Raw genomic sequence first — 25,860 nt, forward strand, 5'->3', positions numbered from 1 at the left:
ATTTCTAATTTGCTTTGAAAATAATAGAGTTTAGCAAAAAAAATATAAGTAAATAAGGAAAAGAGGAATTTATTATGATGGAATTATCGTTTAACAATGTAAAGAAGTATTTAGATGCAAATCTAGTTCTTGAAAATATATGTTTTAGTATTTATGATACTGAAAGAGTTGGGATAGTTGGAGTAAATGGAAGTGGAAAAAGTACTATATTAAAAATAATAGCAGGGGTAGAAAAGATGACTAGGGATGATGAAGGCTTTATTTCTATACCTAGAGGAAAGTCTATTGGTTATCTTGAGCAAGTTCATAAGTATGATAATAATATTAAGGTAAATGAAATTCTGAAATTAGCATTTAGTGAACTTGAAATTATGGAAGAGAAAATAAAGTTTATGGAAAAGGAGATGAAACACTTACAAGGAGGGGCGTTGGAGAAAACTCTTGAAAAGTATAGCGATATTCAGCAAAGTTATGAGATTCAAGGAGGCTATGAGAAGGAAGAAAAATTAAGTAAAGTATGCACGGGGCTTAATTTTGATGATAGTTTCCTTGATAAAGATTTTAGTATATTAAGTGGAGGAGAAAAGACCACTGTAATACTTGGGAAAATTTTATTAGAAAGCCCAGAAATATTACTCTTAGATGAGCCTACAAATCATTTGGATATGAAGGCTACAGAGTGGCTTGAGGATTATTTAAAGAGTTATAAAGGCATGGTTATTATAGTATCTCATGATAGGTATTTTCTAGATAATGTAGTAGGTAAAATTATAGAAATAGAAGATATGGAATGTGAAACCTATAAAGGGAATTACTCAGAATTTGTAAAGCAAAAGGAAGATAATATGCTTATACAATTTCACCAATTTAAAGAACAACAAAAGCAAATAGCAGCCATGGAAAAGACTATAAAGGATTTAAGAGATTGGGCACAAAGAGCAGATAATAACAAATTCTTTAAAAGGGCAGCAAGTATACAAAAAAAGCTAGATAAAATGCAAAAAATAAAAAAGCCTAAATTTGATAAGCAAAATATTAAGCTAGATTTTAATGATGTAGAAAGATCAGGGAATCAGGTTATAATTGCAAAGAATTTAAGTAAGAGCTATGAGGAAAAGCAGCTATTTAATGAGTCAAACTTATTAATTAATTTTAAAGATAGAGCAGCTCTAATAGGGGGGAATGGAAGTGGAAAAACCACATTTTTAAAAATGTTATTAGGGGAGGAAGCTACAGATGGAGGCAATGTTAGAATTGGAGATAGCGTAAAATCTGCATACTTACCTCAAAATATAACTTTTAAGGATGAAGAATTAACTGTAGTTGATTGCTTTAGAGAAGATTTTATGATACTTGAAGGTAAGGCAAGAGAGTATTTATCAAAGTTTATGTTTTTTGGAAGTGATGTGTTTAAAAAGGTTAATAAGTTATCAGGTGGAGAGCGAGTTAGGCTTAAATTAAGTAAACTTTTGTATGAAGATATAAATTTATTAATACTAGATGAGCCTACTAACCATCTTGATATAGATTCTATTGAAGCACTAGAAGAGTCATTAGAATATTTTAAAGGAACTATACTCTTTATATCACATGATAGATATTTTATAAATAAAATGAGTAGTAGAATAATAGAAATTGATAATAAAACCTTTAAAAATTACTTGGGTAATTATGATTATTATAAAGGAGAAAAAGATAAGCTTAAGGTACAATTTGTAGAAGAGAAAAAGGAAAAAAAGGAAAAAACTAAAGTAATGAGAAAAGTAGATGAGAGTCAAAAGATAGATAAAAAAATAGCTAAGTTGGAGGAACAAATATCTATTTTAGAAGAAAAAATAAGAGAAATAGATGAAGAAATGAGTTCTTTAAAAGATAATTACAGTGAGGTAAATGAGCTTTATATTAATAAAGAAGAGTTAGAAAATCAATTATATAAGATGATGGAAGACTGGGAAACCATTACTATGGATGGTGTTAGTGAAAATTAAAATAGGTTTGAGAATTCGATACTTTTGGTGAAATAACTTTATTAAGAATTGATAGGAAAGACATAATGGTTTTTGTACCACTATGTCTTTCTTATATATTTAAAAGTTATTATATTTCTTTATTTAAATTATACCTGGAAATATTATTCTAATCAGAGATCATTATTTTCGAGTTTTGACCTGTTTTCTTTGTAGTTTTTTAGATAAAGTACTAGTTTTTTCAATTTTAACTTTTTTCTCATTGCGCTTTTCTGCCATAAATACATAGTAGCCATCAATTTCAACTATTACTACGCCTCCAAAAACAGAAATTAATTTATTTTTATACCAATCTTTGCGTTTAGTTACCATGTACATCTTTCCACCAGTAATTAATCTCTTATAACTTTGTTCTATAAATTTTTTAGGAACAGAAAAATCTACGTGATAAGGGGGATTAGATAATATAAGTGAAAAATTATTGTCTGTAATATTATCTAATCCATCGCTTTGTATTATTTGTAAATCTATGATTCCGTTATTTGTAGCATTAGATTTCGATAATTCAACAGCATCAGGTGATAGATCACACATTATTACATTCTCAGCACCTATCAATTTGCTTGCAAATACTCCAACTATTCCATAGCCACAACCTAAATCAAGGATTTTATCATTTTTATTAAATTCAACTTGTGAAAGCATTGCCAAAGTACCTTTATCGATATTAGATGGTGAAAATACTTTATCACTAGTTTCAAATTCTAATTTTATATTATTTAGTTCTAAATTTATCATAATTAACCTCACAAACTTATTTTTATATAAATATTTTTAATTTAATATCTTTTATGATGACTAATGTACAATGCTTTATATTTTTAGGCATTTTCAAAATAAAAGATCATTATATTATTAGATTCTATAAGAATACACCTCATCTTTAAAAATAGAAATAGAAAAAATCAATTTAGTAGTATTATTAGATTTAATGTTTATTTAATTATGATGAGAAAGAATAATTAGATGATATAATGATTAGTAAATACATAATTTTTATATAAGAGAGGATGAGTATTAGTGGAAAAAAAAATAAGATTATCAGGAATAGCATATGAAAGTTTGGTTAATGGACCTGGAATGAGAAGGGTTTTCTTTTCACAAGGTTGCATACATGGGTGCAAGGGTTGCTTTAATGAAGATACTCATAATTTCTCTGGTGGAGAAGATAGAGATATGGACGAGCTTATTAAAGATGTGTTAGAGAATCCCATTCTTAAAGGAATTACTTTTAGTGGTGGTGATCCCTTAGAAAGAGCAGAAGAATTTGCATATATGGCAAAGTCTTTTAGAAAGTCCGGGTTAAATGTATGGAGCTATACAGGATATACATTTGAATATATATTAGAAAATATTAATAAAAGATTAGGGTGGAAAAATCTTTTGGAGAATTTAGATGTTTTAGTAGATGGTAAATTTGATGAAACAAAAACTCAAGATGGGTTAAAGTATAGAGGATCTACAAATCAAAGAATAATTGATGTAAAAGAAAGTTTGAAAAAAGGAGAAGTAGTAACTATTGAATACTAGTCTATTTACTCTTTATTGAAAATTATAAGAAAAAGATGTTATAATTAATAAAAATAAGTTTCAAATTATTCGTATATGCTTGGAAATATGGTTCAAGCGTTTCTACTGGGAAGCCAAAAACATCCTAACTACGAATATATAATTAAGGTTTATAGTTAATTATATTATCTGTAAATCTTCATAATTATATATTTATAGAGATAATATTTGGGTGTTAGTATTCAAAATTAAGATTATAAATATAAGATGACTTCAAAAATAGACTAACATATTAATTAGTTGTTTTGTGAAAGTCCTAATATGAAGAGGGGAAGATTAATATGAAGTTACTAAAAGATAAGATACTTAAAGAAGGTAAAGTAAGAGAAGGGAATATCCTTAAGGTTGATTGTTTCTTAAATCACCAAATGGATATAAAGCTTTTTAATGAAATAGGAAAAGAGTTTAAAGAAAGATTTAAAGATGAAAAGATAGATAAAATACTTACAATAGAAGCTTCAGGAATTGGAATTGCAGCAATAGTATCACAATACTTTGATTTTGTTCCTGTAGTTTTTGCTAAAAAAACAGAAAGTATAAACCTAGATAAGTCTGTTTATGAAGCTCAAGTACATTCATTTACAAAAAAGAAGACTTATAGTGTTAGAGTGGGAACGGACTTCTTATCAAAAGGAGAAAACATACTAGTAATAGATGATTTCTTAGCTCTAGGATGTGCTACAAAAGGCCTTATAGATATATTGAATCAAGCTGAAGCTAATTTAGTTGGTATAGGAATAGTTATAGAAAAAGGATTCCAAACTGGAAGAAAGATGCTAGAGGATAAAGGCGTGAGAGTTGAATCATTAGCAATTATAGAAAGATTTGAAGGTAACTCAGTAATATTTAAATAAAAAATTTTTAAGCCTTTGGATTTATGAAATTCAAGGGCTTAAAAACTTTTTATTTTGTGTTTGAACTTATTTTCACATATATTATAGTGATAAATTTAAGGGGAAGGTTTAGTGAATATGTCTAAAAGTTTTGGTATTCCTTCTCTAATCATTAAATCATATGCTTCTACAATTTCTTCGGTAGATGCTTCATTTACTCCAAGTAAATTCTGAAGTACTAACCCATCAATAGCTCCAATTAATATTGATGCTATGGCAGGTGTTAGTCTACATTTTTTCTTGCCATAAAGTTTTTCTAATATTTCCTCAACGTGAACTATCCATTCGCTATATTTACCTTTAAATTTTTCTCTTAACTGAATTTCTCCTAGTATAGCCTCTTGAGCTAGATAAAATTGAATTCTATTTTCATCAGTCTTTTCAAATCTTTTTAATATATTCTCACTTATTTCTTTAATTGATTGGTCTCTACTTATAACCCCTTCATTTAATTCATTTGATATTCTAGTAGAAACAGAAAGACTTACATTCATAACATCATAAAGTATTTCTTCTTTTGAACTATAATAATGATATATAGCCCCCGTACTTAATCCTGCTTCCTTTGCTATGCCTCTTATTGTTGCACCGTTTATACCATTTTCACTGATGATTTTTTTAGCACCTTCAATTATACGGTCTTTTCCATGCTTTGACACTTTTATCACCTCCGGATTCTATTTATAAATATAATAACATAAAAAATTATTGCTTTTATAAATTAACTAATTTAAAGATATTTTAGAATTTCATTTACATATAAAAAACACTGATTTTTTAATTGACTAAAAGGGTTTCACGGAATATAATGTAATTAAACCGAACGGTCGTTATGTTTAATATTATCATATAATATTAAATTAATGTATAAAAAATCTGTTAATAAAAATTTTAAAGGGGGACTTATAATGGATATTCCTATTTGGAAATATGTAATTTCAATGGGAGCTTACTTTACTTTACTTTTATTTATAGTTGAATACATGAAGAAAAATTATAAATTTGCAGCTATCTTCTGGATTCTTTCTTTACTTACATTTCCACTTTGGCTTATGGGAGGGGTAGTTGGATGGTTCCGTTGGGCGAAAATATGTAGTGTTATATTACCAACTATACTAGTAGGTCTGATCCGTGTATCTTCGGAAGAACAACGCCAAGGGAAATTTTGGAGTTTAATCAGAAAAGATTGGATTGTTTGGTTCCTATATGGAGTACTATTCTTAAATATTGCAGAAGCTACAATGAAAGATGTTGGTTTACTTAACTATGGTAATGCACTTTGTGGATTCTTATTATGTGTTACTATCCCATTCCCAAATGGGAGGAAGTTCTGGAAATTAAGTTCTAAAGATAATAGTGCAGTTGTAGCTTATACAACCGTAGCTTGGAATTTCTTATACACTACTTGGAACTTATGCTTTGTATATGGTGAAAGCCCTAAATACTTTGCAAGTTCGGTTTGTATACTATTAGCAGCTGAAGTATATCCTATTATTAAAGGTAGACCTGAGCTTTATATAACAGCTCGTATTTATACATTAGCTACTCATATGATTGTTAGAGCTTGTTTGCCAAACTTATTCCCAGCAGTAATGGATGCATCATCATGGTTTAATGCAGATGTATTAAGAAATTGGGGACTAGTTAATGCTATAATAATAATTCCTTATACATTCTGGTATATGTGGCAACTACATTCAGGTAAGTCTGAAGTAAGTTTCTTTAGAGGGAATACTCCAGCAATGTAAAATAAAAAATAACCATGCTTAGATTAATCTACGTATGGTTATTTTTTATTTTGAAATTTAAGGATTAGGAAATAAAAAAAAGCGCTTTCGCGCTTTTTAAAAAATGGGGGGATGGGACCTGTACTATACAGGTTTTTGTATCTACCTTTTAAGTATGAACCATATAGGGAATTTATATACATCTAAATTATAAAATATTAAATAAATTATAAATATTTTTTATAATTGTATGAAGGATAATAATTTATTGGGAAAATAGTACATATTATGAGGAAAAAGATATTAACTAGATTATTATTATGGTATAGTAAATTTAATTAATAATAAATATAGACATATATGAAAGGTGGTAAATTATGAAAGTAGGATTTAAAAGTATGACATGCGCTGAAGTGGATGCCTTAGTAGTAAATTTAGTAGAAAATAAATTAACTACACCTAATGAAGCTCTTAATAAATCTATAAAAATGTTAGTAGATAGAGAATTATTCGCTGGAAAAGAGGGGGAAGTTTATACATTTACTAGAGAAAATAATGAAACTTTACAAACAGTAATATTAGTAGGGCTTGGAAAAGAAGAAAATTTATCTTTAGAAGATTTTAGAAAGGTAGCAGGTAATGCTATTAAGAAATGTATAGAATTAAAGTTGAATAAAGTGTTCTTAAGAATACCAGAGGTTAAGACTTTAGAAGCTAGTGAAATAGCAAAGGCTATGACTTATGGAGCGGTTCTTGGTAATTATACTTTTGATAAATATAAGACTTCTAAAAAAGAAGCAAAGGAAATTGAAGTTTCTATAGGAGCCCATGGGGTTAATGATGAGACTGTAGAAGAAATGGTTAAATCTATACAAGAGGGAAGAGAAATTGCTGAAGGTGTTATAATAGCAAGAAATTTAGTTAATGAACCTTCAAATGTTTTATACCCAGAAACTTTAGCAAATGAAGCAATTAAAATTTCAAAGGAAAGTGGATTTGATATAGAAGTATTTGGCTTAGATAAGATAAAAGAATTAAAAATGGAAGCATTCTATGAAGTTTCTAAAGGATCAGAAAAAGAGCCTAAACTTATAGTTATGAGATACTTTGGAAATAAGGACAATAAAGAAGATATATTAGGATTAGTAGGAAAAGGGTTAACGTATGATTCTGGTGGATATTCAATAAAACCTACTGCTGGAATGGATACTATGAAATCTGATATGGGTGGAGCAGCTGCAGTTATTGGTGCTATGTCTATTATTGCAAAGAGAAAACTTAAAATAAATGTAGTTACAGTAATAGCATCTTGTGAAAATTTAATATCTGGAAATGCTTATAAACCTGGTGAAATAATAGGTTCTATGGCAGGGAAAACTATAGAAGTTCTTAATACTGATGCAGAAGGTAGATTAACTTTAGCAGATGCAGTCCATTATATAATTGAAAAAGAAAATGCTAAGGAAATTATTGATGTTGCTACGTTAACAGGAGCTGCTTTAGTAGCTTTAGGTGAAACAACAACAGCCGTAATAACTAATAATAGTGAATTTTATAAAGAACTTAAAGAAGTTTCAGATTACACTGGAGAAAAGGTTTGGGAACTGCCAGCTTTTGATGATTATAAGAAACTTATAAAATCAGACATAGCAGATTTAAAGAATATTGGTGGAAAATTTGCAGGAACAATAACAGCTGGTTTATTTATTAAGGAATTTGTTCAAGATAAACCTTGGTTACATTTAGATATAGCTGGAACATCGTGGTCATCATCAAAAAGTGACTATGGAATTAAAGGCGGAACTGGTGCACCAGTAAGCACTTTATATGAGTTAGCGAAGAAAAAGCAAAGTAAATAATTATGGATAAAAGAAGGTGACTTATATTATAGGTCACTTTTCTTAAGTTAGAGTAATATACATGATAAAAGTAATTAACAGTTTGAAAAAGTTATCCACATAAATCTTTAGTTTAAATTTAATATTGTGGATAATATATAATTAAAAATAGAAGAGGAAAAGTCTGCTTTATAGACTTTTCCTCTTCTATTTAGGTTGTGTTATTAAACTGAGTATTTAAACTAGTTATATATTTTTTTAATACTAGAAATCAGATTGTCCAGTTGTTCTTGGGAATGGTATTACGTCTCTGATGTTTGACATACCAGTAATGTACATTATAAGTCTTTCGAATCCTAAACCAAAACCTGCATGTTTAGTTTCTCCGTACTTTCTAAGTTCTAAATACCACCAGTAATCTTCTTCATTAAGGTTTAAATCTGCCAATCTCTTAGTTAAAACATCAAGTCTTTCTTCTCTTTGGCTACCTCCAATAATTTCTCCGATTCCTGGAACTAATAAGTCCATAGCTGCAACTGTTTTTCCATCTTCGTTTACTCTCATGTAGAAAGCTTTAATATCTTTTGGATAATCAGTAACAAATAATGGTTTCTTAAAGTGTTCTTCAGTTAAATATCTTTCATGCTCTGTTTGTAAATCAATACCCCATTCTACTTTGTAATCAAATTTCTTATCAGTAGCTTTTAATATTTCAACAGCTTCTGTATAAGTAACTTTTGCAAAATCAGAAGATACTACATGGTTTAATCTATCTAATATACCCTTATCTACGAATTGGTTGAAGAAGTCCATTTCTTCTGGACATTCAGCCATAACATAGCTTATAACATATTTCAACATTTCTTCAGAAAGTTCCATATTGTCTTCTAAATCAGCAAATGCTATTTCAGGTTCTACCATCCAAAACTCAGCTGCATGTCTTGCTGTGTTTGAGTTTTCTGCTCTGAAAGTAGGTCCAAAAGTATAAACATTTCTAAATGCTAAAGCAAAACATTCTGCATTTAATTGTCCTGATACTGTAAGGTTAGATTCTTTACCAAAGAAATCTTTGCTATAATCTATAGCGCCTTGCTCAGTTTTTGGAGTTTTGTCTAAATCAAGAGTTGTAACCTTGAACATTTCTCCAGCACCTTCACAATCACTACCAGTTAGGATTGGAGTGTGTGTATATACAAATCCTTTTTCTTGAAAGAATTTATGGATTGCGTAAGCAGCTACAGAACGAACTCTGAACACTGCTGAGAAAGCATTAGTTCTTGGTCTTAAATGAGCTATTGTTCTTAAATATTCAAAGCTATGTCTTTTCTTTTGAAGTGGGTAATCTGATTGTGACATACCTTCAACAATAACTTCTGTAGCTTGAATTTCAAATTGTTGTTTTGAATCCGGAGTAGCTACAAGTGTACCTATAACTTTTAATGATGAGTTTATAGGTAATTTTGATATTTCTTTAAAATTTTCTAATTTGTTATCAAAAACAACTTGAACGTTTTTAAAGAAACTACCGTCGTTAATTTCGATGAATCCAAATGCATTTGAAGCTCTTAGAGTTCTTATCCATCCTGATATTTTGACTTTTTTTGATAAATGTTCTTCAGAATTTCTGTAAAGTGATTTAATTAAAACTACTTTTTCCATAATTGCCTCCTATAAGATATAATAATTTAAAATAAAAAACCTTTCATCCAAGGATCACATAGATCCTGGGACGAAAGGTATATTTTTCGCGGTACCACCCAAATTGTCATATTAAAAACATGACCAACTTAAATTGACACAATAATGTCATTCAATTAATAACGGTTTGAATCCGTCTAAGCCTACTTAAGTGAGACTAAAAAATTTAATTTTGTTAGTCGAAATTACACCTTTGACATAAGGAAAAGGTGATTCGTTTTTCACTTGTTCGGTTAGAAACTCAGAGATGTTATTCACTAAAGGCTTCGTATAAGGCTCTCACCAATCCTTACTCGCTAAGACTACTTCCATATAGGTACTCTTCTCTTCATAGTAATAAAAATATAATATTTCTTAAGATTTTACACTACTTCTATAACATTTGCAACTTTTAAACATAATATACTTCTATAATATGTTATTGGAGGGTTATATGACAAAGAAAAATATATTAGAAAAAAAATTTGAAGAATTAGATATTTTAAAAGAAATTTTATCAACTTATCCAAGTGATTATACAAATAATATAGTAAAGCGAATTGGTGAGGTTAGTGAAGAGATAATTAGTTACTTAGCTATTTCTAAAAGAGCGTTAAAAGAGTTTACTTTAGAGGAAGTAGCTAAATATAATGGTAAGGATGGAATGCCAGCCTATGTTATTATTAATGGAAGTGTTTATGATACAGGTGATGTTGCTGTTTGGAAGGGTGGGGTTCATTTTGGAATATTAGCTGGAAGTGATTTAACAGAAGTTTATAATAGTTGTCATTCAGGGAAAAAAGAAATTTTGGGGAAATTAAGACTTGTAGGAACTTTGAAACAATAGATACTTAAAACTAAAAGCGCTTAGTGGCGCTTTTAGTTTATTCTTGGCCTGTTTCGTAAGACTTAACAATATTTCCAGGGAAATTGAGCATTGTGCAGTCTTTAACGATTTTTTTGTATTCATATTCTAATTCTTCGAATTCAACTTTTATATCATTAGGGCCATTTATATCTAAAATACAATAAGTGGCATTCGGACGACCAATTTTAGGTTTGCCTACGCTACCTACATTTACAAAAATTTTTTCATCGAAATTCTTAAGTGAAGGAATATGTGTGTGTGCACATACCAAAACATCAGAGGAAAAATCTTTCATAATTTCTTTTGTATTAGGACCATCTTCAAAAAGATATTCATTTATAGAGTTAGGACTTCCATGAACAAATTCAACTTTAACACCCTCAAAATTATATTTTAATGTAGTTGGTAATCCACTAAGAAAATATTTGTTTGAAACTCTAATCTCGGAAAGTGCCCAAGGCAGTGCAAATGAGTTTATAGGAGTATCTCTTATATAAGTAAATCCACCATCTACAACTGAGGCATCATAGTTTCCTTTTATACAAGGTAATTCTCTTCTCCTTATTAATGCAATAACCTCGTTAGGATGAGGCCCGTAACCTACCAAATCACCTAAACAAACTATAAGATCAACTTTTTTTTGGTCTATATCTTCTAAAACTTTCATTAATGCATAAAGATTTCCATGTATATCTGAAATTGCTGCAATTTTCATTTAAAGTAACCCCCATTATTTTATTTATATTAGGGACGTTCAAATAAATAGAAAGTCAGTATGCTAGTCTATTTATTTGAATGTTCCTTACTGGATAATTTTTTGTAAGATTCAGCTGAATTTAAGAACTCTTTGATATTTAACATTATAGCACTTAGGAATCTGAAAAAAAATAACAGTTTTTAATTATAGTTATATGGACTAGTTGTTTTTTAAAATATGTATTTAATATAGTTATAAGTACTATATAGATATTGTTTTTATTTTGAGGTATATTATATAGATAGTAGAAGAAAAAGGAGGAAAAATTATGAAGATAAATAGGGTAAGTAATGTTATAAAAGAGATGGAAAAGCAAGGGTTAAATCAAATGGTTGTAACATCAGCAGCATCAATATTTTATTTAACTGGTAAGTGGATTTCTGCAGGTGAAAGAATGGTGGCTTTATATTTAAATATAAATGGGAACCATAAGCTTATAGTAAATAAATTATTTCCTATATATGAGGATTTAGGGGTGGATATAGAATGGTATACGGACATAGAAGATCCTATAGAAATTTTATGTAAAATAGTAAATAAGAAAGAAGATTTAGGTATAGATAAAAATTGGCCAGCGCATTTCTTAATAAATATTATGAATAGAGAGGGTGCAAAGGGGTTTGTAAATTCTTCACCTATAGTTGATAGATTAAGAATGATTAAAGATAAAGAAGAAATTATACTTATGAAAAAATCATCTAAAATAAATGATAGAGTAATTACGGCTCTATGTAATAATTTAAAAGAAGGATATTCAGAAAAATATTATTGTAATCTTTTAGCAGAATTATATGAAAAAGAAGGTGTAAATTCATTTTCATTTTCACCAATAATAGCAACAAGTCCAAATGGTGCAGATCCTCATCATAAATCTGGAAATGAAACTTTAAAGAAAGGTCAAAGTATAGTTATAGATATTGGTGGAGTTTATAATTATTATTGCTCAGATATGACTAGAACAGTATTCTTTGGGGAAGAGCCAAATGAAAGACATAAAGAAATATATAACATTGTAAAAACTGCAAATTTAAAAGCAATAGAGAATGTAAAAGAGGGTGTTAAATTCTCTGATATAGATAAGGCTGCAAGAGACCATATAGAAAAGGCTGGATATGGAGAGTTCTTTACACATAGAACTGGTCATAGTATTGGAATTGAAGGTCATGATTTTGGAGATGTAAGTTCTATAAATCATGAAGAAGTTAAAGCTGGAATGATATTCTCAATAGAACCCGGAATATATCTTAAAGATGATTTTGGGGTAAGAATAGAAGATTTAGTTTTAGTTACTAAAGACGGATGTGAAATTCTGAACTCAGTGTCAAAAGAAGTAACAATTATATAAAAATAAAAAAAAGAAGTTTAGATTTAATTAAAAATCTAAGCTTCTTTTTAGGTCATTTAAAATAATATTCCGGCTATTGTACCAGTTAAACAAGTTGCTAAAACACCACCAACTAAGGCTTTAAAACCAAGTTTTGCAATTGTTGGTTTCTTTTCTGGTGCTAAACCACCAATACCTGCTATTTGAATTGCTATTGAACTGATGTTAGCAAACCCGCATAGCGCATAAGTTAAGATTAATATTGTTTTTGGTTGTAATCCACCAGATTTTACAAAGTTAGCTAATTCTGAATAGGCAACAAATTCGTTAAGTATTACTTTTTGACCAAGTAAGCTACCAGCTGCTGATATATCTGTGAAAGGTATTCCCATTAAGTAAGCAAGAGGGGAAAATACTTTTCCAAGAATCCATTGGAAGCTTAATTCAGGGAATCCAAATAATCCGCCAAATGCACCCACTAAGAAGTTAAGTAATGCAAGTAGTGCAATGAAGGCAAGTAACATAGCTCCAACATTTAGAGCAAGGCCAAGACCATCACTAGCACCATTTGCAGCAGCTTCAACAACATTTGAAGCTGTATTTTCTACAGTGATATTTGTTGAGTTTTTAGTTTCACTTTCCTCTGTTTCAGGAACTAATATCTTAGCCATAACAAGCCCTGCAGGCGCCGCCATTATACTAGCAGCTAAAAGATGACCTGCATTAACTCCCATTGCAACATAACCAACCATAACACTACCAGCAACAGTACACATTCCGCCTACCATAATTGCCATAATTTCTGACTTTGTCATACTTTTAATGAATGGTTTAACTAAAAGTGGCGCTTCTGTTTGACTAAGAAAAATATTTCCTACCGCACTTAGAGTTTCAGAACAACTTGTTCCAAGTAGTTTGCAAATAAATTTAGCTATAAAATTAATTATAAATTGCATTACTCCAAGGTAGTATAAAACTCCCATTAAAGCTGAGAAAAATATTATCGTAGGTAAAACTTGAAGCACAAATACAAAACCTATTGATTTAGTATCCATAAGAGGTCCAAATAAGAAGTTAGACCCTTCAAGTGTGAAATCTAATAATTTAGTAATTGCATTACTAGCACCTTGAAAAACTTTTTGTCCAAATGGAATTTTTAAAATAAGAACTGCAAATACTATTTGAAGTCCAAGACCTGTTAAAACAAGCCTCCAGTCAATTTTCTTTTTGTTATCAGAAAGTAAAAAAGCTATACCTAAAATAACAATTATTCCTAAAATACCTATAAATCTATTCAATTTTAATTCTCCTTTTTCTTCTGTGTTTTTATTGGGTTTATCAGTAGTTGGGTATGAGTTTTAAATTACAGATATAATTTCATTCATAAGTGTAATAAATTTATCACGAACCATAGTTGAAGTTTCCATAACTTCTTGATGGTTAAGTGGCTGAGCTAATATTCCAGCAGCCATGTTAGTAAGGCAAGAGATACCAACTGTTTTTATTCCACAATGATTTGCTATTATAACTTCTGGAACCGTTGACATACCAACTGCATCTGCCCCTAAAATTCTAAGCATTTTAACTTCAGCTGGAGTTTCATAAGTTGGACCACTCATCATAGCATAAACACCAGATTTTACATCTAAGTTTAATTTTTCAGATATTGCTATTACTTTGTCTCTTAATTCAGGATTATATGCATTAGACATATCTGGGAAACGCGCACCGAATTCTCCAAGGTTTCCTCCTATTAAAGGATTATTTCCTGAAAAGTTTATGTGATCTGTTATAACCATTAAATCACCAGGTTTATAACTAGCGTTAACAGCTCCAGCAGCATTAGTTACTATTAGTTTGCTAACACCTATTAGTTTCATAACTCTAACAGGGAAAGTTACTTCGTTATAAGAATAACCTTCATAATAGTGGAACCTTCCTTGCATAGCAACTACGCATTTTCCATTTAACATACCGATTACAAGACGACCTTCGTGGCCTTCAACAGTAGAAACTGGAAAATGAGGTAAGTCTTCATATGGATAAAATTCTGGGTCTTCGATAGAATCTGCTAAAGATCCTAAACCAGAGCCAAGTATTAATCCAATTTCTGGTTTATATTTGGTATTTTCAATAATAAATTTTGATGCAACATGAAGTTGTTTTGATAAATCCATTAAAATCACTCCTTAGATATATTTTTTAGTAATTTTATAATCATATTTGTATAAAATTAATCCAATTCATAGTAAATTATAGAATAAAATTAATGAAAAAGAAATAAAAACACATAAAGTTTATAGAAAAAAATTAATATGTCAATAAATATAGGGTAAAAATACATATGATCAATAATTATACAACAAATAAAAGAAGTGAAGATTCCTTCAATAAAGGATCTTCACTTCTTACTTTAAATGGTATATTCTAAAGACTTCCATTTTTATTTAATAAAATATCGGCAATTTTAACAACGTCTCCTGCACCTATTGTTAAAACTAAATCATTATCAGAAACTTTTGATTTAAGATATTCTGCAGCTTCTTCATGACTATGAACATTTATACAGTTAACGCCTTTTAATCTTAAAGCATCACCAAGCTCTTCAGAAGAAACGAGACCTGTATCTTTTTCACGAGCAGCATATATATCCATTAATAGAAGTTCATCAGTATCTGAGAAACATTCTGTGAAATCATTGAATAAAGTTTTTGTTCGTGTATAAGTATGTGGTTGGAATACGGAGTAAATTTTATTGTTTGGAAGTAATTTAGCAGTGCTTAAACTAGCTTTAATTTCTACTGGATGATGAGCATAGTCATCAATTATAGTAGCTCCGTTAAATTCACCTTTATATTCAAATCGTTTGTGAGCACCAGTACATTCAAGTAAGCCTTCAATAATTGAACTTGATGGAACATTAAATATTAGTGATACACAAATTGTACATAGTGCATTTAAAATATTATGCTTTCCTGGAGTGCTAAGAGTAACTTCGAATAGATCTTTATTATCCCTAGAAACAGTGAATGTTGCACATCCTTTATTATTAAAGATAATGTTTTTAGCTCTAACATCTCCACTTTCTATACCATAGCTTAATGTGTTGCATTTAGCATCTTTTAGTATTTCAGCAACTTTTTCATCGTCTGAATAACCAATTAAATATCCATCTAATGGAATTATATCAGCAAATTTTTTGAAGGTTTCTTGTATGTGTGCTAAATCTCTATAATAATCAAGATGATCAGCATCAATGTTTAATATAGTTCCTATGAAAGGATAAAATCTTAAGAAAGATTCTTTATATTCACAGGCTTCAGTTAGGAAATATTCACTTTTACCTATTTTGAAGTTTCCACCTATAACGTCAAGGTCTCCACCAACTAAAATTGTAGGATCTAAATCTGCTTTTAAAGTTACATGTGAAAGCATAGAGGTACATGTAGTTTTACCGTGAGTACCAGCAACTGCCACATTGAATTTATGACCTTTCATAATTAATCCTAAGAATTCAGCTCTATCCATAAGGTCTATATTATTTTTTTTAGCCTCTAATATTTCAGGATTATCTGATGGAATAGCAGCCGTATATACAACAAGATCAACCTTTTTTAGGTTTTCACTTTTATGACCTATGTATATTTCAGCTCCAGTAACTTTTAATTTATCTGTAATATCAGATTCTTTTGAGTCAGAACCGGATACTTTGAATCCGTTGTGTAATAGTACTGCAGCAAGACCGCTCATACTTATACCGCCAATACCAATAAAATGAACTTTTTTATGTTGATCTTTATTAAAATCGAAAGACAAAATATCAACCCCTTTGTTAATTAATACATTTATAATTATATACAAAAATAACAAAATAAACACAACAAAAACAAGTATTTTTAATATTTTATGTAAAAAATATCTTAAATGGTATAAAAAAAGTGATATTAAAGCAACAACCCTTTAAAATATGTTGATATTAATAAGGATATGGAATAAAATATGAATATTAGATAACAAAAATATAAAAATAATTCGGAAAATAAAAAGGTGTACAGGTGATATAGATTATGGAAAAGTTAAGTAGAAATAGTAGAGTGGTAGCAATTACAAAGATTTTAATGGAAAATTCAAATAGAATTATAGGGCTTAACAACTTTTCGGAGTTATTAAATGCGGCTAAATCAACAATAAGTGAAGATATCGTTATTATTAGAGAAGTTTTAGAAAAATTACAAATGGGTAGGATAGAAACTATTGCAGGCGCAGCTGGAGGAATTAAATATATTCCAGGTATTGGTCAAGAAGATAGCAAAAAATTTGCAAATGAATTATGTGAATTATTAAGAGATGAAACAAGAATAGTTCCAGGTAATTTTATTTATATGACAGATTTAATGTATAATCCTAAAATAATAAGCAAAGCTGGAGTTATATTATCATCTATGTTCAAAGCATCAGAAGTTGATTATATAGTAACAGTAGAAACAAAAGGTATTCCTTTAGCTTATGAAGTTGCAAGAAATTTAGGTGTTCAATTAGTGATAATAAGAAGAGACAACAAAGTAACTGAAGGTTCTACAGTTACAATAAATTATGTTTCAGGAACTAGTGGAAGAATACAACAAATGTCTTTATCTAAAAAATCTATGAAACCGGCAAGTAAATGTGTGTTTATAGATGATTTCTTAAGAGCTGGGGGAACGGCTAAGGGAATTAAAAATCTACTAAAAGAATTTGATAGTGAATTAGTAGGAATTGGTGTTTTAGTAGATAATGTTGGAGTAAATAAGAAAAAGACATCAGAATACTTATCAATAGTGGAGCTACAACATATAGAAGAAACGGATACTTTAGAGGTTAATCCATCAAAGCTTATGTCATAAATAATATATTTTTCAGGAATACTACACCTTGATTATTGGAAAATTAAGAATTTTGATAAAATTCCAATAAATATTTGTATAAAAAAAGGAAATTGGAAACTTTTATAGAAATATAGTAGTTATAAACAACTGGGGGGTGTAGTGGGATGATAATTACAGATGTTAGAATTAGAAAAATATCTGCTGAAGGCAAAATGAAAGCTATAATATCTATTACTTTTGATGGCGAATTTGTAGTGCATGACATAAAGGTTATAGAAGGACAAAATGGGTTATTTATAGCAATGCCAAGTAGAAAAACACCAGATGGCGAATTTAAGGATATTGCACATCCTATAAATCCAGACACTAGAGAAAGAATACAAACATCAATTCTAGAAGCTTATGAAAAAGCGGTTTTACAAGATGTAACAGAATAATTATAAATTATTTTTAATGAAAGGAATCCATTCCTTTCATTTTTTTTTGAAATAATATGAGTAAAAGTTTGAAGAAAAAATTATTTAATTACTTCTATAAGGTTGAAATACTATTGTTAATGAAATATAATGGTAAAGAATGTAGACGAACGTTTTTTTAAAAAAGAATAAATTTGTCCTTAAAATGTTTCGTGAAAAGGAGATTTTATGTATAAATGTGCTTTAATTTTAGCAGCAGGTCAAGGAAAAAGAATTAAATCCGATTTACCAAAGGTACTACATAAAGTATCAGGGAAAGAAATGGTTAATCATGTTATAGATACTATGAGAAAAGTTGATATAGAAGATATTAATGTAATCATAGGAAAAGGATCAGAGCTAGTAAAAGAGAAAACAAGTTCTAGAAATGTTACTTATTCTCTTCAAGAAGAGCAATTAGGAACTGGCCATGCAGTTAAGTGTGCTGTGGATTTCCTAAAAGGTAAAAAGGGAACAGTTGGAATTTTCTGCGGAGATGCACCATTAATAAAAAATGAAACAGTAAAAAAATTATTAAATGAACATATAGAAAAAGGGAATAGTGCTACACTATTAACTTCAATTCTTAAAGATGCAACTGGATACGGAAGAGTTATAAGAGAAAATGATGAAGTGTTAAAAATAGTTGAACATAAGGATTGTAATGAAGATGAACTTAAAGCAAAAGAAATGAATGCAGCAATGTATTGTTTTGATATAGAAGAATTATTAGAATGCTTAAATAAGATTACTAATAATAATGAGCAAGGTGAATATTATCTAACAGACGTTATTGGAATATTAAAAAATAATGGCAAGAAAGTTGGAGCAGTAGTTACAGACTATGAAGAAACAATTGGAGTTAATTCAAGAGTACAACTTGCAGAAGCTGAAGAAATATTAAGAAACCGAATAAACTTAAGACACATGGAAAATGGAGTTACTCTAATAGATCCAAAAGGCACATATATTGGAGAGGACGTTGAAATAGGAAAGGATACAATAATTTATCCTGGAAATGTAATTGAAGGTAAGACAATTATAGGGGAAAGATGTATATTATATCCTAATTCAAGAATTAATAATAGTTGTATAGCTAGTGAAGTAGAAATACAATCATCTGTTATTATCGAGAGTACAATTGGAGATAATACTACAGTAGGACCATTTGCATATATAAGACCAGATTCAGTTATAGGTAAAAATGCAAGAATTGGAGATTTTGTAGAAATTAAAAAATCTACTATAGGAGACAATACAAAGGTTTCACATTTAACTTACATTGGAGATGCAGAAGTAGGTTCAGGATGTAACTTTGGATGTGGTACTGTAGTTGTTAATTACGATGGGAAAAATAAAAATAAAACTCAAATTGGAGATAATAGCTTTGTTGGATGCAACACTAATTTAATTTCACCAGTTAAAGTTGGAAACAATACTTATATAGCAGCAGGTTCAACTATAACAAATGAAGTTAAAGAGGGAGACCTTGCAATTGCAAGAGCTAAGCAAAGAAACATTGAAGGTTGGGTAAATAGAAGAGGTCTTACTAATAAATAGTTATTTATATATAAGGCATTTAAAGAAATAACAAGTCAAGGTGCGCGACGTATATTGGCTTATTATTTTTAAAGATGCCTTATAATAAAATCCCCATAAATTAAGGAGGTCTTCACAATTATGATAACTCATGGAAAAAACATTAAAATATTTACAGGAAATTCACATCCGGCTTTAGCTCAAGAAATTGCGGATATAATAGGAGTACCATTAGGTAAATCTAAGGTTTCAACATTTAGTGATGGAGAAATTTCAGTTGATATTGATGAAACAGTTAGAGGTGCAGATGTATTTGTAGTTCAATCAACAAGTTCACCAGTTAACAATAATTTAATGGAACTTTTAATAATGATAGATGCATTCAAGAGAGCATCAGCAGGTAGAATAACAGTTGTTATGCCTTATTACGGATATGCAAGACAAGACAGAAAGGTTAAGTCAAGAGATCCAATAACAGCAAAACTAGTAGCGGATCTTTTAACAGCAGCTGGAGCACATAGAGTATTAACTATGGATTTACATGCATCTCAAATACAAGGATACTTTAACATACCTGTTGACCACCTTCTAGGATCGCCAATATTATCAAACTACTTTGTTGAAAAGGGTCTTGAAGATGTTGAAGATGTAGTAGTAGTTTCACCAGATTTAGGTAGTGTTACTAGAGCAAGAAAATTTGCAGATAGATTACACGCACCAATAGCTATCATAGATAAGAGAAGACCAAAAGCTAATGTTTCAGAAATAATGAACATAATTGGAGACATAGAAGGAAAACAATGTATACTTATAGATGATATGATAGACACAGCAGGAACTATTGCAAATGCAGCAAATGCACTTATGGAATTAGGTGCCACTAAAGTATATGCATGCTGTACTCATGGTGTATTATCAGGGCCAGCATTTGAAAGAATAAATAACTCAGCAATAGAAGAATTAGTAATGCTAAATACCGTAAAGTTACCAGAAGGAAACGACTTAACTAAGTTTAAATCTATATCTGTAGCTCCGTTATTTGCAGAAGCAATTCAAAGAATTTATGATGATGAACCAATAAGTAAATTATTCGAATCATAGTACATATATTTACGTATAAGGCATTTGAAAAAAATAGATTAACAAATTAGTCTATTATTTTCAAAATGCTTAAACTATAAGAAAAGACCTCTAAATAAGTATAACTTTTTAGAGGTCTTTTTATAATTAACATTTGTTGAATAAGGGATATGAAAAAGAATAGATTAGCATCTGACTAGTTAATTTCTTAAGTTCCTAATACAATAAGGATGGTGTTGCAGATGAAAGCAAAATCAGCAAAAGTTTTAGTAGTAGATGATGATGAAAATATATGCGAAGAAATTAATATGTATTTAAAGAGTGCTGGATATGAAACTAAGAAATGTGGGAATGGGAACGATGCTTGTATAGCTTTTGAGGAGTTTAAACCAAAATTAGTCTTATTAGATATAATGTTACCAGGAATGGATGGAATAGAGGTTTTAAAAAGTATTAGAAGAAATTCAGAAATTCCTATAATTATGATAACAGCTAAAGGGGATACATTTCATAAGGTTTTAGCTTTAGAACTTGGAGCTGATGATTATGTAGTTAAGCCATTTGAACCAAAAGAGCTATTGGCAAGAGTAAAGGCAGTAATAAGAAGATACAATTATGAAAGAGTTGATAATGAACTTATAAAATTCAATGATTTGGAGATTGATTTAAGTTCATATAACGTAGTGTATAAAGATCAAGCTGTTAAAATGCCACCTAAAGAATTTGAATTACTACACTATTTATCAATTAATAAAAATAAAGTTTTTACAAGAGAACAATTGTTAAGTGAAGTTTGGGGATATGATTATCCGGGAGATTCAAGAACAGTTGATGTTCACATAAAGCGATTAAGAGAAAAGTTAAGTGGTGGACAAAATTGGGAAATAAAAACTGTTTGGGGTATAGGGTATAAATTTCAGGTGGAATAAATGAAAAAATAACAAATTAAAATAATCTTTTATTATTCTGCAAAACTAGTATAATATAAATAGGTTAAAGTTAAATTAAATATACTATTAGGGAGTTGAGAAAAAGAATAGAAGCGTAATTGTTATTTTTTCAAGATCCCTTAAGCAAATTAGAATGTGGATATATTTAATACTTAAGAAAAGGAGAAATGAATATGTTTCTAATAGTTGGGCTTGGAAATCCAGGTAAAGAATACGATAATACTAGACATAATATAGGCTTTGAAGTTATAGATTATATCGCAGATAAGTATAATATAGAGTTAAATAGGGTAAAATTTAAAGGAATATATGGTGAAGGCTTTATACAAAATAAAAAAGTTGTATTATTAAAACCTACTACTTATATGAATTTAAGCGGAGAAAGTATAAGAGAAGTAGTTAATTTTTATAAACTAGAAGAAGAGGAAGTTATAGTCCTTTATGATGATATAAGTTTAGAAATCGGAAGACTTCGTGTAAGAGAAAAAGGAAGTGCAGGAGGGCATAATGGTATTAAAAGCATTATTGCAAATCTTTCTACAGATATTTTTCCGAGGATTAAAATAGGTGTAGGACAACCTAAGGGCGATCTAGTAGCTCATGTATTGGGTAAATTTAGCAAAGAAGAAATAGAAGTGCTTAAAGAAAGTATGGAAGCATCAGCGTTAGCTGTTGAAATAATATTAAAAGAAGATATTAAAGAGGCTATGAATAAACTAAATGGGTTCAAAGCAAAGACGATTATAGGTTGAGGATGGTGTGATTTGATGAGATTAAAGGGATTAATTAAACCCTTAGAAAACAGCGATAAATTTAAAGAAATAATAAAGGATATAAACAGCAATAGACATCCTGTTAATATATATGGTGTTTCTGAATCTGGAAAAAGTTATATTTTAGATGGAATATACGAAAATCTAGAAACGCCAGTAGTAATTGTTACACACAGTGAGATGGCAGCAAAAAACCTTTATGAAGATTTAAGTTTTTATACAACAGATGTGTACTACTTCCCAACAAAAGAAGTAGTTTTCTATAATATAGACGCTATTTCTGGGGATCTTAGATGGGCAAGGTTAAAAGTTATAAAAGAAATGTTAAATAATAAAAAGAAAATTATTATTACTTCAATAGATGCTTTTGCAGCGGTATATACGCCTAAGGAGTTATATAAAAATTACAGCTTTACATTGAAAACAGGGGATGAAGTTAATTTTAAAGATTTATCTAAAAAACTTGTGGAAAGTGGATATGAAAGAGTGGAAATAGTAGAAGTAAAAGGTGAATTTTCTTTAAGAGGAGGGATATTAGATGTTTTCCCTCCTAATTCAGCGTATCCATTTAGAGTAGAACTATTTGGTGATGAAATAGATTCAATGAGAACTTTTAATATCCAATCTCAAAGAAGTATAGAGAAAATAAGTGCTTTTGAAATATTCCCAGCTAAAGAGATAATTATAGCTGAAGAATCTCTAACTAGAGCTAAGGAAAAAATAACAAAAGAATTAGAAACAGTTAAAAATGAGATTTCTAATCCAAAATCAGAAATAATACAAAAGTTACAAATGAATGTAAATAGAAACTTAGAAAGTTTAACAGAAAATTTAAGTTTTGAAACTATGGATAGTTATTTACCTTATTTTTATGAAAAACCACAGGATTTATTTAGTTATTTAGAGGGATATACATACATTGTAGATGATGTAAAAAGATGTGAAGGTAAATTGGATAGTTTATATTTTGAATTTAATGAAAATTATTCAGCATTTTTACAAAGGGGAGATATACTTCCAAAACAAGTTGATTTATTAATTGGGAAAGATGAATTAGTAGAAAAACTTAAAAGTAAAAAGATAATAACATTAGATACTTTTGCGACTAAAAATGAATTAATAAATCCATTATCAATTATTGGTTTAAATCAAATAACACTTCATAACTATCAAGGACAACTTGAATTGTTAATTGAAGATATACAGGATAAAAAAAGTAAGGGTTATAAGACATTAATACTGGCAGGAACTAGAAGTAGAGGAGAGAGACTGGCCTCAACTTTAAGAGATAGAAATATAGAAAGTGTATATAAAGATGATGTTTCATCTATAGAATTTGGAGAAGTTGTAATAACTTTTGGGAATTTATCTAGTGGATTTGAATATCCAGATTTAAGATTAAGTGTAATATCAGATAAAGAAGTTTTTGGTGTGGCTAAGAAAACGGTAACTAAAAAAGCACAAAAAAGAAAAGGTATTGCAAAAATAAAGAGCTTCGCAGAATTGAAGCCAGGAGATTATGTAGTTCACGCTAGTAATGGAGTTGGAGTATATAAGGGTATAAAGCAAATAACTGTTGCAGGAAGCACTAGGGATTATTTAGATATAGTTTATGATAAAGGTGACAAACTTTATGTTCCGGTTGATCAATTAGATTTAGTTCAAAAGTATATTGGTAGTGAAGGCAGATCACCTAAAGTCAGCAAACTAGGTGGAGCAGAGTGGCAAAAAGCTAAACAAAAGGTTAAAAAATCTATAAATGAAATTGCTGAAGATTTAGTGAAACTTTATGCTGCTAGATCTATATTAAAAGGTTACAAATATAGTAAAGATACACAATGGCAAAGACAATTTGAAGACGAGTTCCCCTTTGAGGAAACTCCGGATCAATTAACTTCAATTGAAGAAATAAAGGAAGATATGGAATCAGATAAACCAATGGATAGATTGCTTTGTGGTGATGTTGGATATGGGAAAACTGAAGTAGCTATAAGAGCTGCTTTTAAAGCGGTTATGGATGGAAAACAGGTAGCATTTTTAGTACCAACAACAATACTTGCAGAACAACATTATAAAAACTTAATTAAGAGATTTTCAGATTTTCCTGTTAAAATTGATATGGTTAGTAGATTTAGAAGTGTTAAAGAACAAAAAGCTACATTGCAAGCAGTTAAAGAAGGGAATATAGATATATTAATTGGAACTCATAGATTAGTATCGAAGGACATTGTATTTAAAGATTTAGGAATTCTTATAGTAGATGAGGAACAAAGATTTGGAGTTGCTCAAAAAGAAAAGATTAAATCATTAAAGAAAAATGTTGATGTATTAACTTTAAGTGCTACACCAATACCAAGAACTCTTCATATGTCGTTAACAGGGGCAAGAGATATCTCTGTAATAGAGACTCCTCCAGAAGAGAGATACCCAATTCAAACTTATGTAGTAGAACAAAATGATCAACTTATAAGAGATGCTATTTTAAGGGAAATTAATAGAGATGGGCAGGTTTACTTTGTTTATAATAGAGTTGAAAGCATACAAGTTATGGCAACTCATATTCAAGAATTAGTTCCAGAATGTAAGGTTTGTATTATACATGGACAGATGACTGAAAGGCAGTTAGAAAAAGAGATGGTTAAATTTATGAGTAATGAGTACAACGTATTAGTATGTACTACTATTATAGAAACCGGAATAGATATTTCTAATGTAAATACTATGATTGTTCATGATTCAGATAAAATGGGGCTTTCTCAGCTTTATCAATTAAGAGGAAGAGTCGGAAGAACTAATAGGATTGCTTATGCTTATTTTGTTTACACAAAAGATAAAGTGTTAACTGAAATAGCAGAAAAAAGACTTAAAGCATTAAAAGATTTCACAGAACTTGGTTCAGGATTTAAAATAGCTATGAGAGACCTTGAAATAAGAGGCGCTGGAAACATGATGGGATCATCCCAACATGGTCATATGGCAGCTATTGGATATGATTTGTATTGTAGAATGCTTGAAGATGCAATTAAAATAATAAAGGGCGAAATTGAAAAAGAGCCTGTACAAACAACTGTAGATATTAAAGTAGATGCATATATTTCAGCAAACTTTATACAAGATGAAATTCAAAAAATAGAGGTTTACAAGAAAATTGCAGCCATTGAGAGTTTAGAAGAGTATATGGATGTTAAAGAAGAACTTGAAGATAGATATTCAGATATTCCAGACCCTGTATATAACTTAATGGACATAGCATATATAAAAAGCAGAGCTAAATTGTTATCTATAGAAGAGATAAAAGAAACTCCAAAAGAAGTTAAATTTAAATTTGCTGAAGGATTTAGAGATATTAATAGTATTTATAAAGTATTATTAGAAAAATATAAAGGAAAGGTATTCCTTATGTTTGGTAATAATCCATATTTCTCAGTTAAATCCAGTGAGGTGAAAAAAGACGAAGCCTTAGGATTCTATAAAAACATGTTAGATGAAATAATAAAAAATAGTTAATTTTAGTATAT

Annotated in this window: 21 protein-coding genes, 1 riboswitch and 1 other annotated feature; of the genes, 14 read left to right on the forward strand and 7 right to left on the reverse strand. The window is 29.5% G+C overall.

Annotated elements, in window-relative coordinates; genetic code table 11:
• The first annotated feature begins 74 nt into the window (after positions 1 to 74).
• Positions 75 to 1,988 carry a ribosomal protection-like ABC-F family protein gene (gene abc-f / locus BLS77_RS11840; RefSeq protein ID WP_089969944.1) on the forward strand — a complete coding sequence of 638 codons (1,914 nt, stop codon included), beginning with the start codon at positions 75 to 77 and terminating at the stop codon, positions 1,986 to 1,988.
• A 162-nt stretch (positions 1,989 to 2,150) separates the two neighbouring features.
• Here the strand turns inward: abc-f and BLS77_RS11845 are convergent, their stop codons facing one another.
• The gene (locus BLS77_RS11845) at positions 2,151 to 2,765 is read right to left on the reverse strand and encodes a class I SAM-dependent methyltransferase (protein WP_089969947.1); all 615 of its coding nucleotides are present in this window, start codon (positions 2,763 to 2,765) and stop codon (positions 2,151 to 2,153) included.
• Between the two features lie 282 nt (positions 2,766 to 3,047).
• Between BLS77_RS11845 and nrdG the strand changes: the two genes are divergently transcribed.
• Positions 3,048 to 3,557 carry an anaerobic ribonucleoside-triphosphate reductase activating protein gene (nrdG, locus tag BLS77_RS11850; protein WP_089969950.1) on the forward strand — a complete coding sequence of 170 codons (510 nt, stop codon included), beginning with the start codon at positions 3,048 to 3,050 and terminating at the stop codon, positions 3,555 to 3,557.
• Positions 3,558 to 3,606: 49 nt separating this feature from the next.
• A riboswitch (purine riboswitch) is annotated at positions 3,607 to 3,708 on the forward strand.
• Positions 3,709 to 3,877: 169 nt separating this feature from the next.
• The gene (locus BLS77_RS11855; RefSeq protein ID WP_089969955.1) at positions 3,878 to 4,450 is read left to right on the forward strand and encodes a xanthine phosphoribosyltransferase; all 573 of its coding nucleotides are present in this window, start codon (positions 3,878 to 3,880) and stop codon (positions 4,448 to 4,450) included.
• Positions 4,451 to 4,545: 95 nt separating this feature from the next.
• Here BLS77_RS11855 and BLS77_RS11860 read toward each other — a convergent pair whose 3' ends face one another.
• Positions 4,546 to 5,148, reverse strand: a complete 603-nt coding sequence (locus BLS77_RS11860) for a TetR/AcrR family transcriptional regulator (protein ID WP_175490843.1) — start codon at positions 5,146 to 5,148, stop codon at positions 4,546 to 4,548.
• 249 nt (positions 5,149 to 5,397) lie between these two features.
• Between BLS77_RS11860 and BLS77_RS11865 the strand changes: the two genes are divergently transcribed.
• Together BLS77_RS11865 and BLS77_RS11870 are read left to right on the forward strand one after the other, a co-directional pair.
• Complete coding sequence (locus BLS77_RS11865; protein WP_089969961.1) at positions 5,398 to 6,237, forward strand: hypothetical protein; 840 nt, start codon at positions 5,398 to 5,400, stop codon at positions 6,235 to 6,237.
• A 356-nt stretch (positions 6,238 to 6,593) separates the two neighbouring features.
• Positions 6,594 to 8,075 carry a leucyl aminopeptidase gene (locus BLS77_RS11870; protein ID WP_089969963.1) on the forward strand — a complete coding sequence of 494 codons (1,482 nt, stop codon included), beginning with the start codon at positions 6,594 to 6,596 and terminating at the stop codon, positions 8,073 to 8,075.
• 243 nt (positions 8,076 to 8,318) lie between these two features.
• Here the strand turns inward: BLS77_RS11870 and asnS are convergent, their stop codons facing one another.
• A complete protein-coding gene (gene asnS, locus BLS77_RS11875) occupies positions 8,319 to 9,713 on the reverse strand; it encodes an asparagine--tRNA ligase (protein WP_089969966.1) in 1,395 nt (464 codons plus the stop codon).
• A 63-nt stretch (positions 9,714 to 9,776) separates the two neighbouring features.
• Positions 9,777 to 10,093, reverse strand: a binding site (T-box leader).
• Between the two features lie 92 nt (positions 10,094 to 10,185).
• On the opposite strand from asnS, the gene BLS77_RS11880 reads away from it, so the two are divergent.
• Positions 10,186 to 10,578 carry a cytochrome b5 domain-containing protein gene (locus BLS77_RS11880; protein WP_175490844.1) on the forward strand — a complete coding sequence of 131 codons (393 nt, stop codon included), beginning with the start codon at positions 10,186 to 10,188 and terminating at the stop codon, positions 10,576 to 10,578.
• A gap of 37 nt (positions 10,579 to 10,615) precedes the next feature.
• Here the strand turns inward: BLS77_RS11880 and BLS77_RS11885 are convergent, their stop codons facing one another.
• Positions 10,616 to 11,314 (reverse strand): metallophosphoesterase family protein, encoded by a 699-nt coding sequence (locus tag BLS77_RS11885; protein WP_089969973.1) that lies wholly within the window; start codon positions 11,312 to 11,314, stop codon positions 10,616 to 10,618.
• Positions 11,315 to 11,624: 310 nt separating this feature from the next.
• On the opposite strand from BLS77_RS11885, the gene BLS77_RS11890 reads away from it, so the two are divergent.
• Positions 11,625 to 12,701, forward strand: a complete 1,077-nt coding sequence (locus tag BLS77_RS11890) for a M24 family metallopeptidase (RefSeq protein ID WP_089969977.1) — start codon at positions 11,625 to 11,627, stop codon at positions 12,699 to 12,701.
• A gap of 56 nt (positions 12,702 to 12,757) precedes the next feature.
• Here BLS77_RS11890 and BLS77_RS11895 read toward each other — a convergent pair whose 3' ends face one another.
• The 3 genes from BLS77_RS11895 to murC form a co-directional block, all read right to left on the reverse strand.
• A complete protein-coding gene (locus BLS77_RS11895; protein WP_089969980.1) occupies positions 12,758 to 13,978 on the reverse strand; it encodes a NupC/NupG family nucleoside CNT transporter in 1,221 nt (406 codons plus the stop codon).
• A gap of 60 nt (positions 13,979 to 14,038) precedes the next feature.
• Entirely contained in the window at positions 14,039 to 14,857 is an 819-nt protein-coding gene (locus BLS77_RS11900) for a purine-nucleoside phosphorylase (RefSeq protein WP_089969984.1), read from the reverse strand.
• A gap of 250 nt (positions 14,858 to 15,107) precedes the next feature.
• Positions 15,108 to 16,496 (reverse strand): UDP-N-acetylmuramate--L-alanine ligase, encoded by a 1,389-nt coding sequence (gene murC / locus BLS77_RS11905; RefSeq protein ID WP_089969988.1) that lies wholly within the window; start codon positions 16,494 to 16,496, stop codon positions 15,108 to 15,110.
• Between the two features lie 251 nt (positions 16,497 to 16,747).
• Here murC and purR point away from each other — a divergent pair, with 251 nt between their 5' ends.
• The 7 genes from purR (at position 16,748) to mfd (ending at position 25,849) form a co-directional block, all read left to right on the forward strand.
• A complete protein-coding gene (purR, locus tag BLS77_RS11910) occupies positions 16,748 to 17,563 on the forward strand; it encodes a pur operon repressor (RefSeq protein WP_089969992.1) in 816 nt (271 codons plus the stop codon).
• Between the two features lie 146 nt (positions 17,564 to 17,709).
• Positions 17,710 to 17,982, forward strand: a complete 273-nt coding sequence (spoVG, locus tag BLS77_RS11915; RefSeq protein WP_089969997.1) for a septation regulator SpoVG — start codon at positions 17,710 to 17,712, stop codon at positions 17,980 to 17,982.
• A 207-nt stretch (positions 17,983 to 18,189) separates the two neighbouring features.
• Entirely contained in the window at positions 18,190 to 19,560 is a 1,371-nt protein-coding gene (gene glmU, locus BLS77_RS11920; RefSeq protein WP_089970001.1) for a bifunctional UDP-N-acetylglucosamine diphosphorylase/glucosamine-1-phosphate N-acetyltransferase GlmU, read from the forward strand.
• Positions 19,561 to 19,680: 120 nt separating this feature from the next.
• Entirely contained in the window at positions 19,681 to 20,640 is a 960-nt protein-coding gene (locus BLS77_RS11925; protein WP_089970005.1) for a ribose-phosphate diphosphokinase, read from the forward strand.
• A gap of 221 nt (positions 20,641 to 20,861) precedes the next feature.
• Positions 20,862 to 21,548 (forward strand): response regulator transcription factor, encoded by a 687-nt coding sequence (locus BLS77_RS11930; protein ID WP_089970008.1) that lies wholly within the window; start codon positions 20,862 to 20,864, stop codon positions 21,546 to 21,548.
• Between the two features lie 194 nt (positions 21,549 to 21,742).
• Positions 21,743 to 22,321 (forward strand): aminoacyl-tRNA hydrolase, encoded by a 579-nt coding sequence (gene pth, locus BLS77_RS11935; protein WP_089970012.1) that lies wholly within the window; start codon positions 21,743 to 21,745, stop codon positions 22,319 to 22,321.
• Positions 22,322 to 22,336: 15 nt separating this feature from the next.
• Positions 22,337 to 25,849: a transcription-repair coupling factor gene (gene mfd / locus BLS77_RS11940; protein WP_089970015.1), complete on the forward strand. Its 3,513-nt coding sequence runs from the start codon at positions 22,337 to 22,339 to the stop codon at positions 25,847 to 25,849.
• Positions 25,850 to 25,860 lie beyond the last annotated feature (11 nt).

This window comes from Clostridium gasigenes (assembly GCF_900104115.1).
In the GTDB taxonomy this organism is placed as follows: domain Bacteria; phylum Bacillota; class Clostridia; order Clostridiales; family Clostridiaceae; genus Clostridium; species Clostridium gasigenes.

Bases quoted from the DNA above. Each gene is read 5' to 3' on its own strand.
- asnS (WP_089969966.1), bottom strand. From the start codon at position 9,713: ATGGAAAAAGTAGTTTTAATTAAATCACTTTACAGAAATTCTGAAGAA.
- BLS77_RS11925 (WP_089970005.1), top strand. From the start codon at position 19,681: ATGATAACTCATGGAAAAAACATTAAAATATTTACAGGAAATTCACAT.
- BLS77_RS11845 (WP_089969947.1), bottom strand. From the start codon at position 2,765: ATGATAAATTTAGAACTAAATAATATAAAATTAGAATTTGAAACTAGT.
- spoVG (WP_089969997.1), top strand. From the start codon at position 17,710: ATGATAATTACAGATGTTAGAATTAGAAAAATATCTGCTGAAGGCAAA.
- BLS77_RS11890 (WP_089969977.1), top strand. From the start codon at position 11,625: ATGAAGATAAATAGGGTAAGTAATGTTATAAAAGAGATGGAAAAGCAA.
- pth (WP_089970012.1), top strand. From the start codon at position 21,743: ATGTTTCTAATAGTTGGGCTTGGAAATCCAGGTAAAGAATACGATAAT.
- BLS77_RS11900 (WP_089969984.1), bottom strand. From the start codon at position 14,857: ATGGATTTATCAAAACAACTTCATGTTGCATCAAAATTTATTATTGAA.
- BLS77_RS11930 (WP_089970008.1), top strand. From the start codon at position 20,862: ATGAAAGCAAAATCAGCAAAAGTTTTAGTAGTAGATGATGATGAAAAT.
- mfd (WP_089970015.1), top strand. From the start codon at position 22,337: ATGAGATTAAAGGGATTAATTAAACCCTTAGAAAACAGCGATAAATTT.
- BLS77_RS11855 (WP_089969955.1), top strand. From the start codon at position 3,878: ATGAAGTTACTAAAAGATAAGATACTTAAAGAAGGTAAAGTAAGAGAA.
- purR (WP_089969992.1), top strand. From the start codon at position 16,748: ATGGAAAAGTTAAGTAGAAATAGTAGAGTGGTAGCAATTACAAAGATT.
- BLS77_RS11880 (WP_175490844.1), top strand. From the start codon at position 10,186: ATGACAAAGAAAAATATATTAGAAAAAAAATTTGAAGAATTAGATATT.
- abc-f (WP_089969944.1), top strand. From the start codon at position 75: ATGATGGAATTATCGTTTAACAATGTAAAGAAGTATTTAGATGCAAAT.
- BLS77_RS11865 (WP_089969961.1), top strand. From the start codon at position 5,398: ATGGATATTCCTATTTGGAAATATGTAATTTCAATGGGAGCTTACTTT.
- BLS77_RS11870 (WP_089969963.1), top strand. From the start codon at position 6,594: ATGAAAGTAGGATTTAAAAGTATGACATGCGCTGAAGTGGATGCCTTA.
- BLS77_RS11885 (WP_089969973.1), bottom strand. From the start codon at position 11,314: ATGAAAATTGCAGCAATTTCAGATATACATGGAAATCTTTATGCATTA.
- glmU (WP_089970001.1), top strand. From the start codon at position 18,190: ATGTATAAATGTGCTTTAATTTTAGCAGCAGGTCAAGGAAAAAGAATT.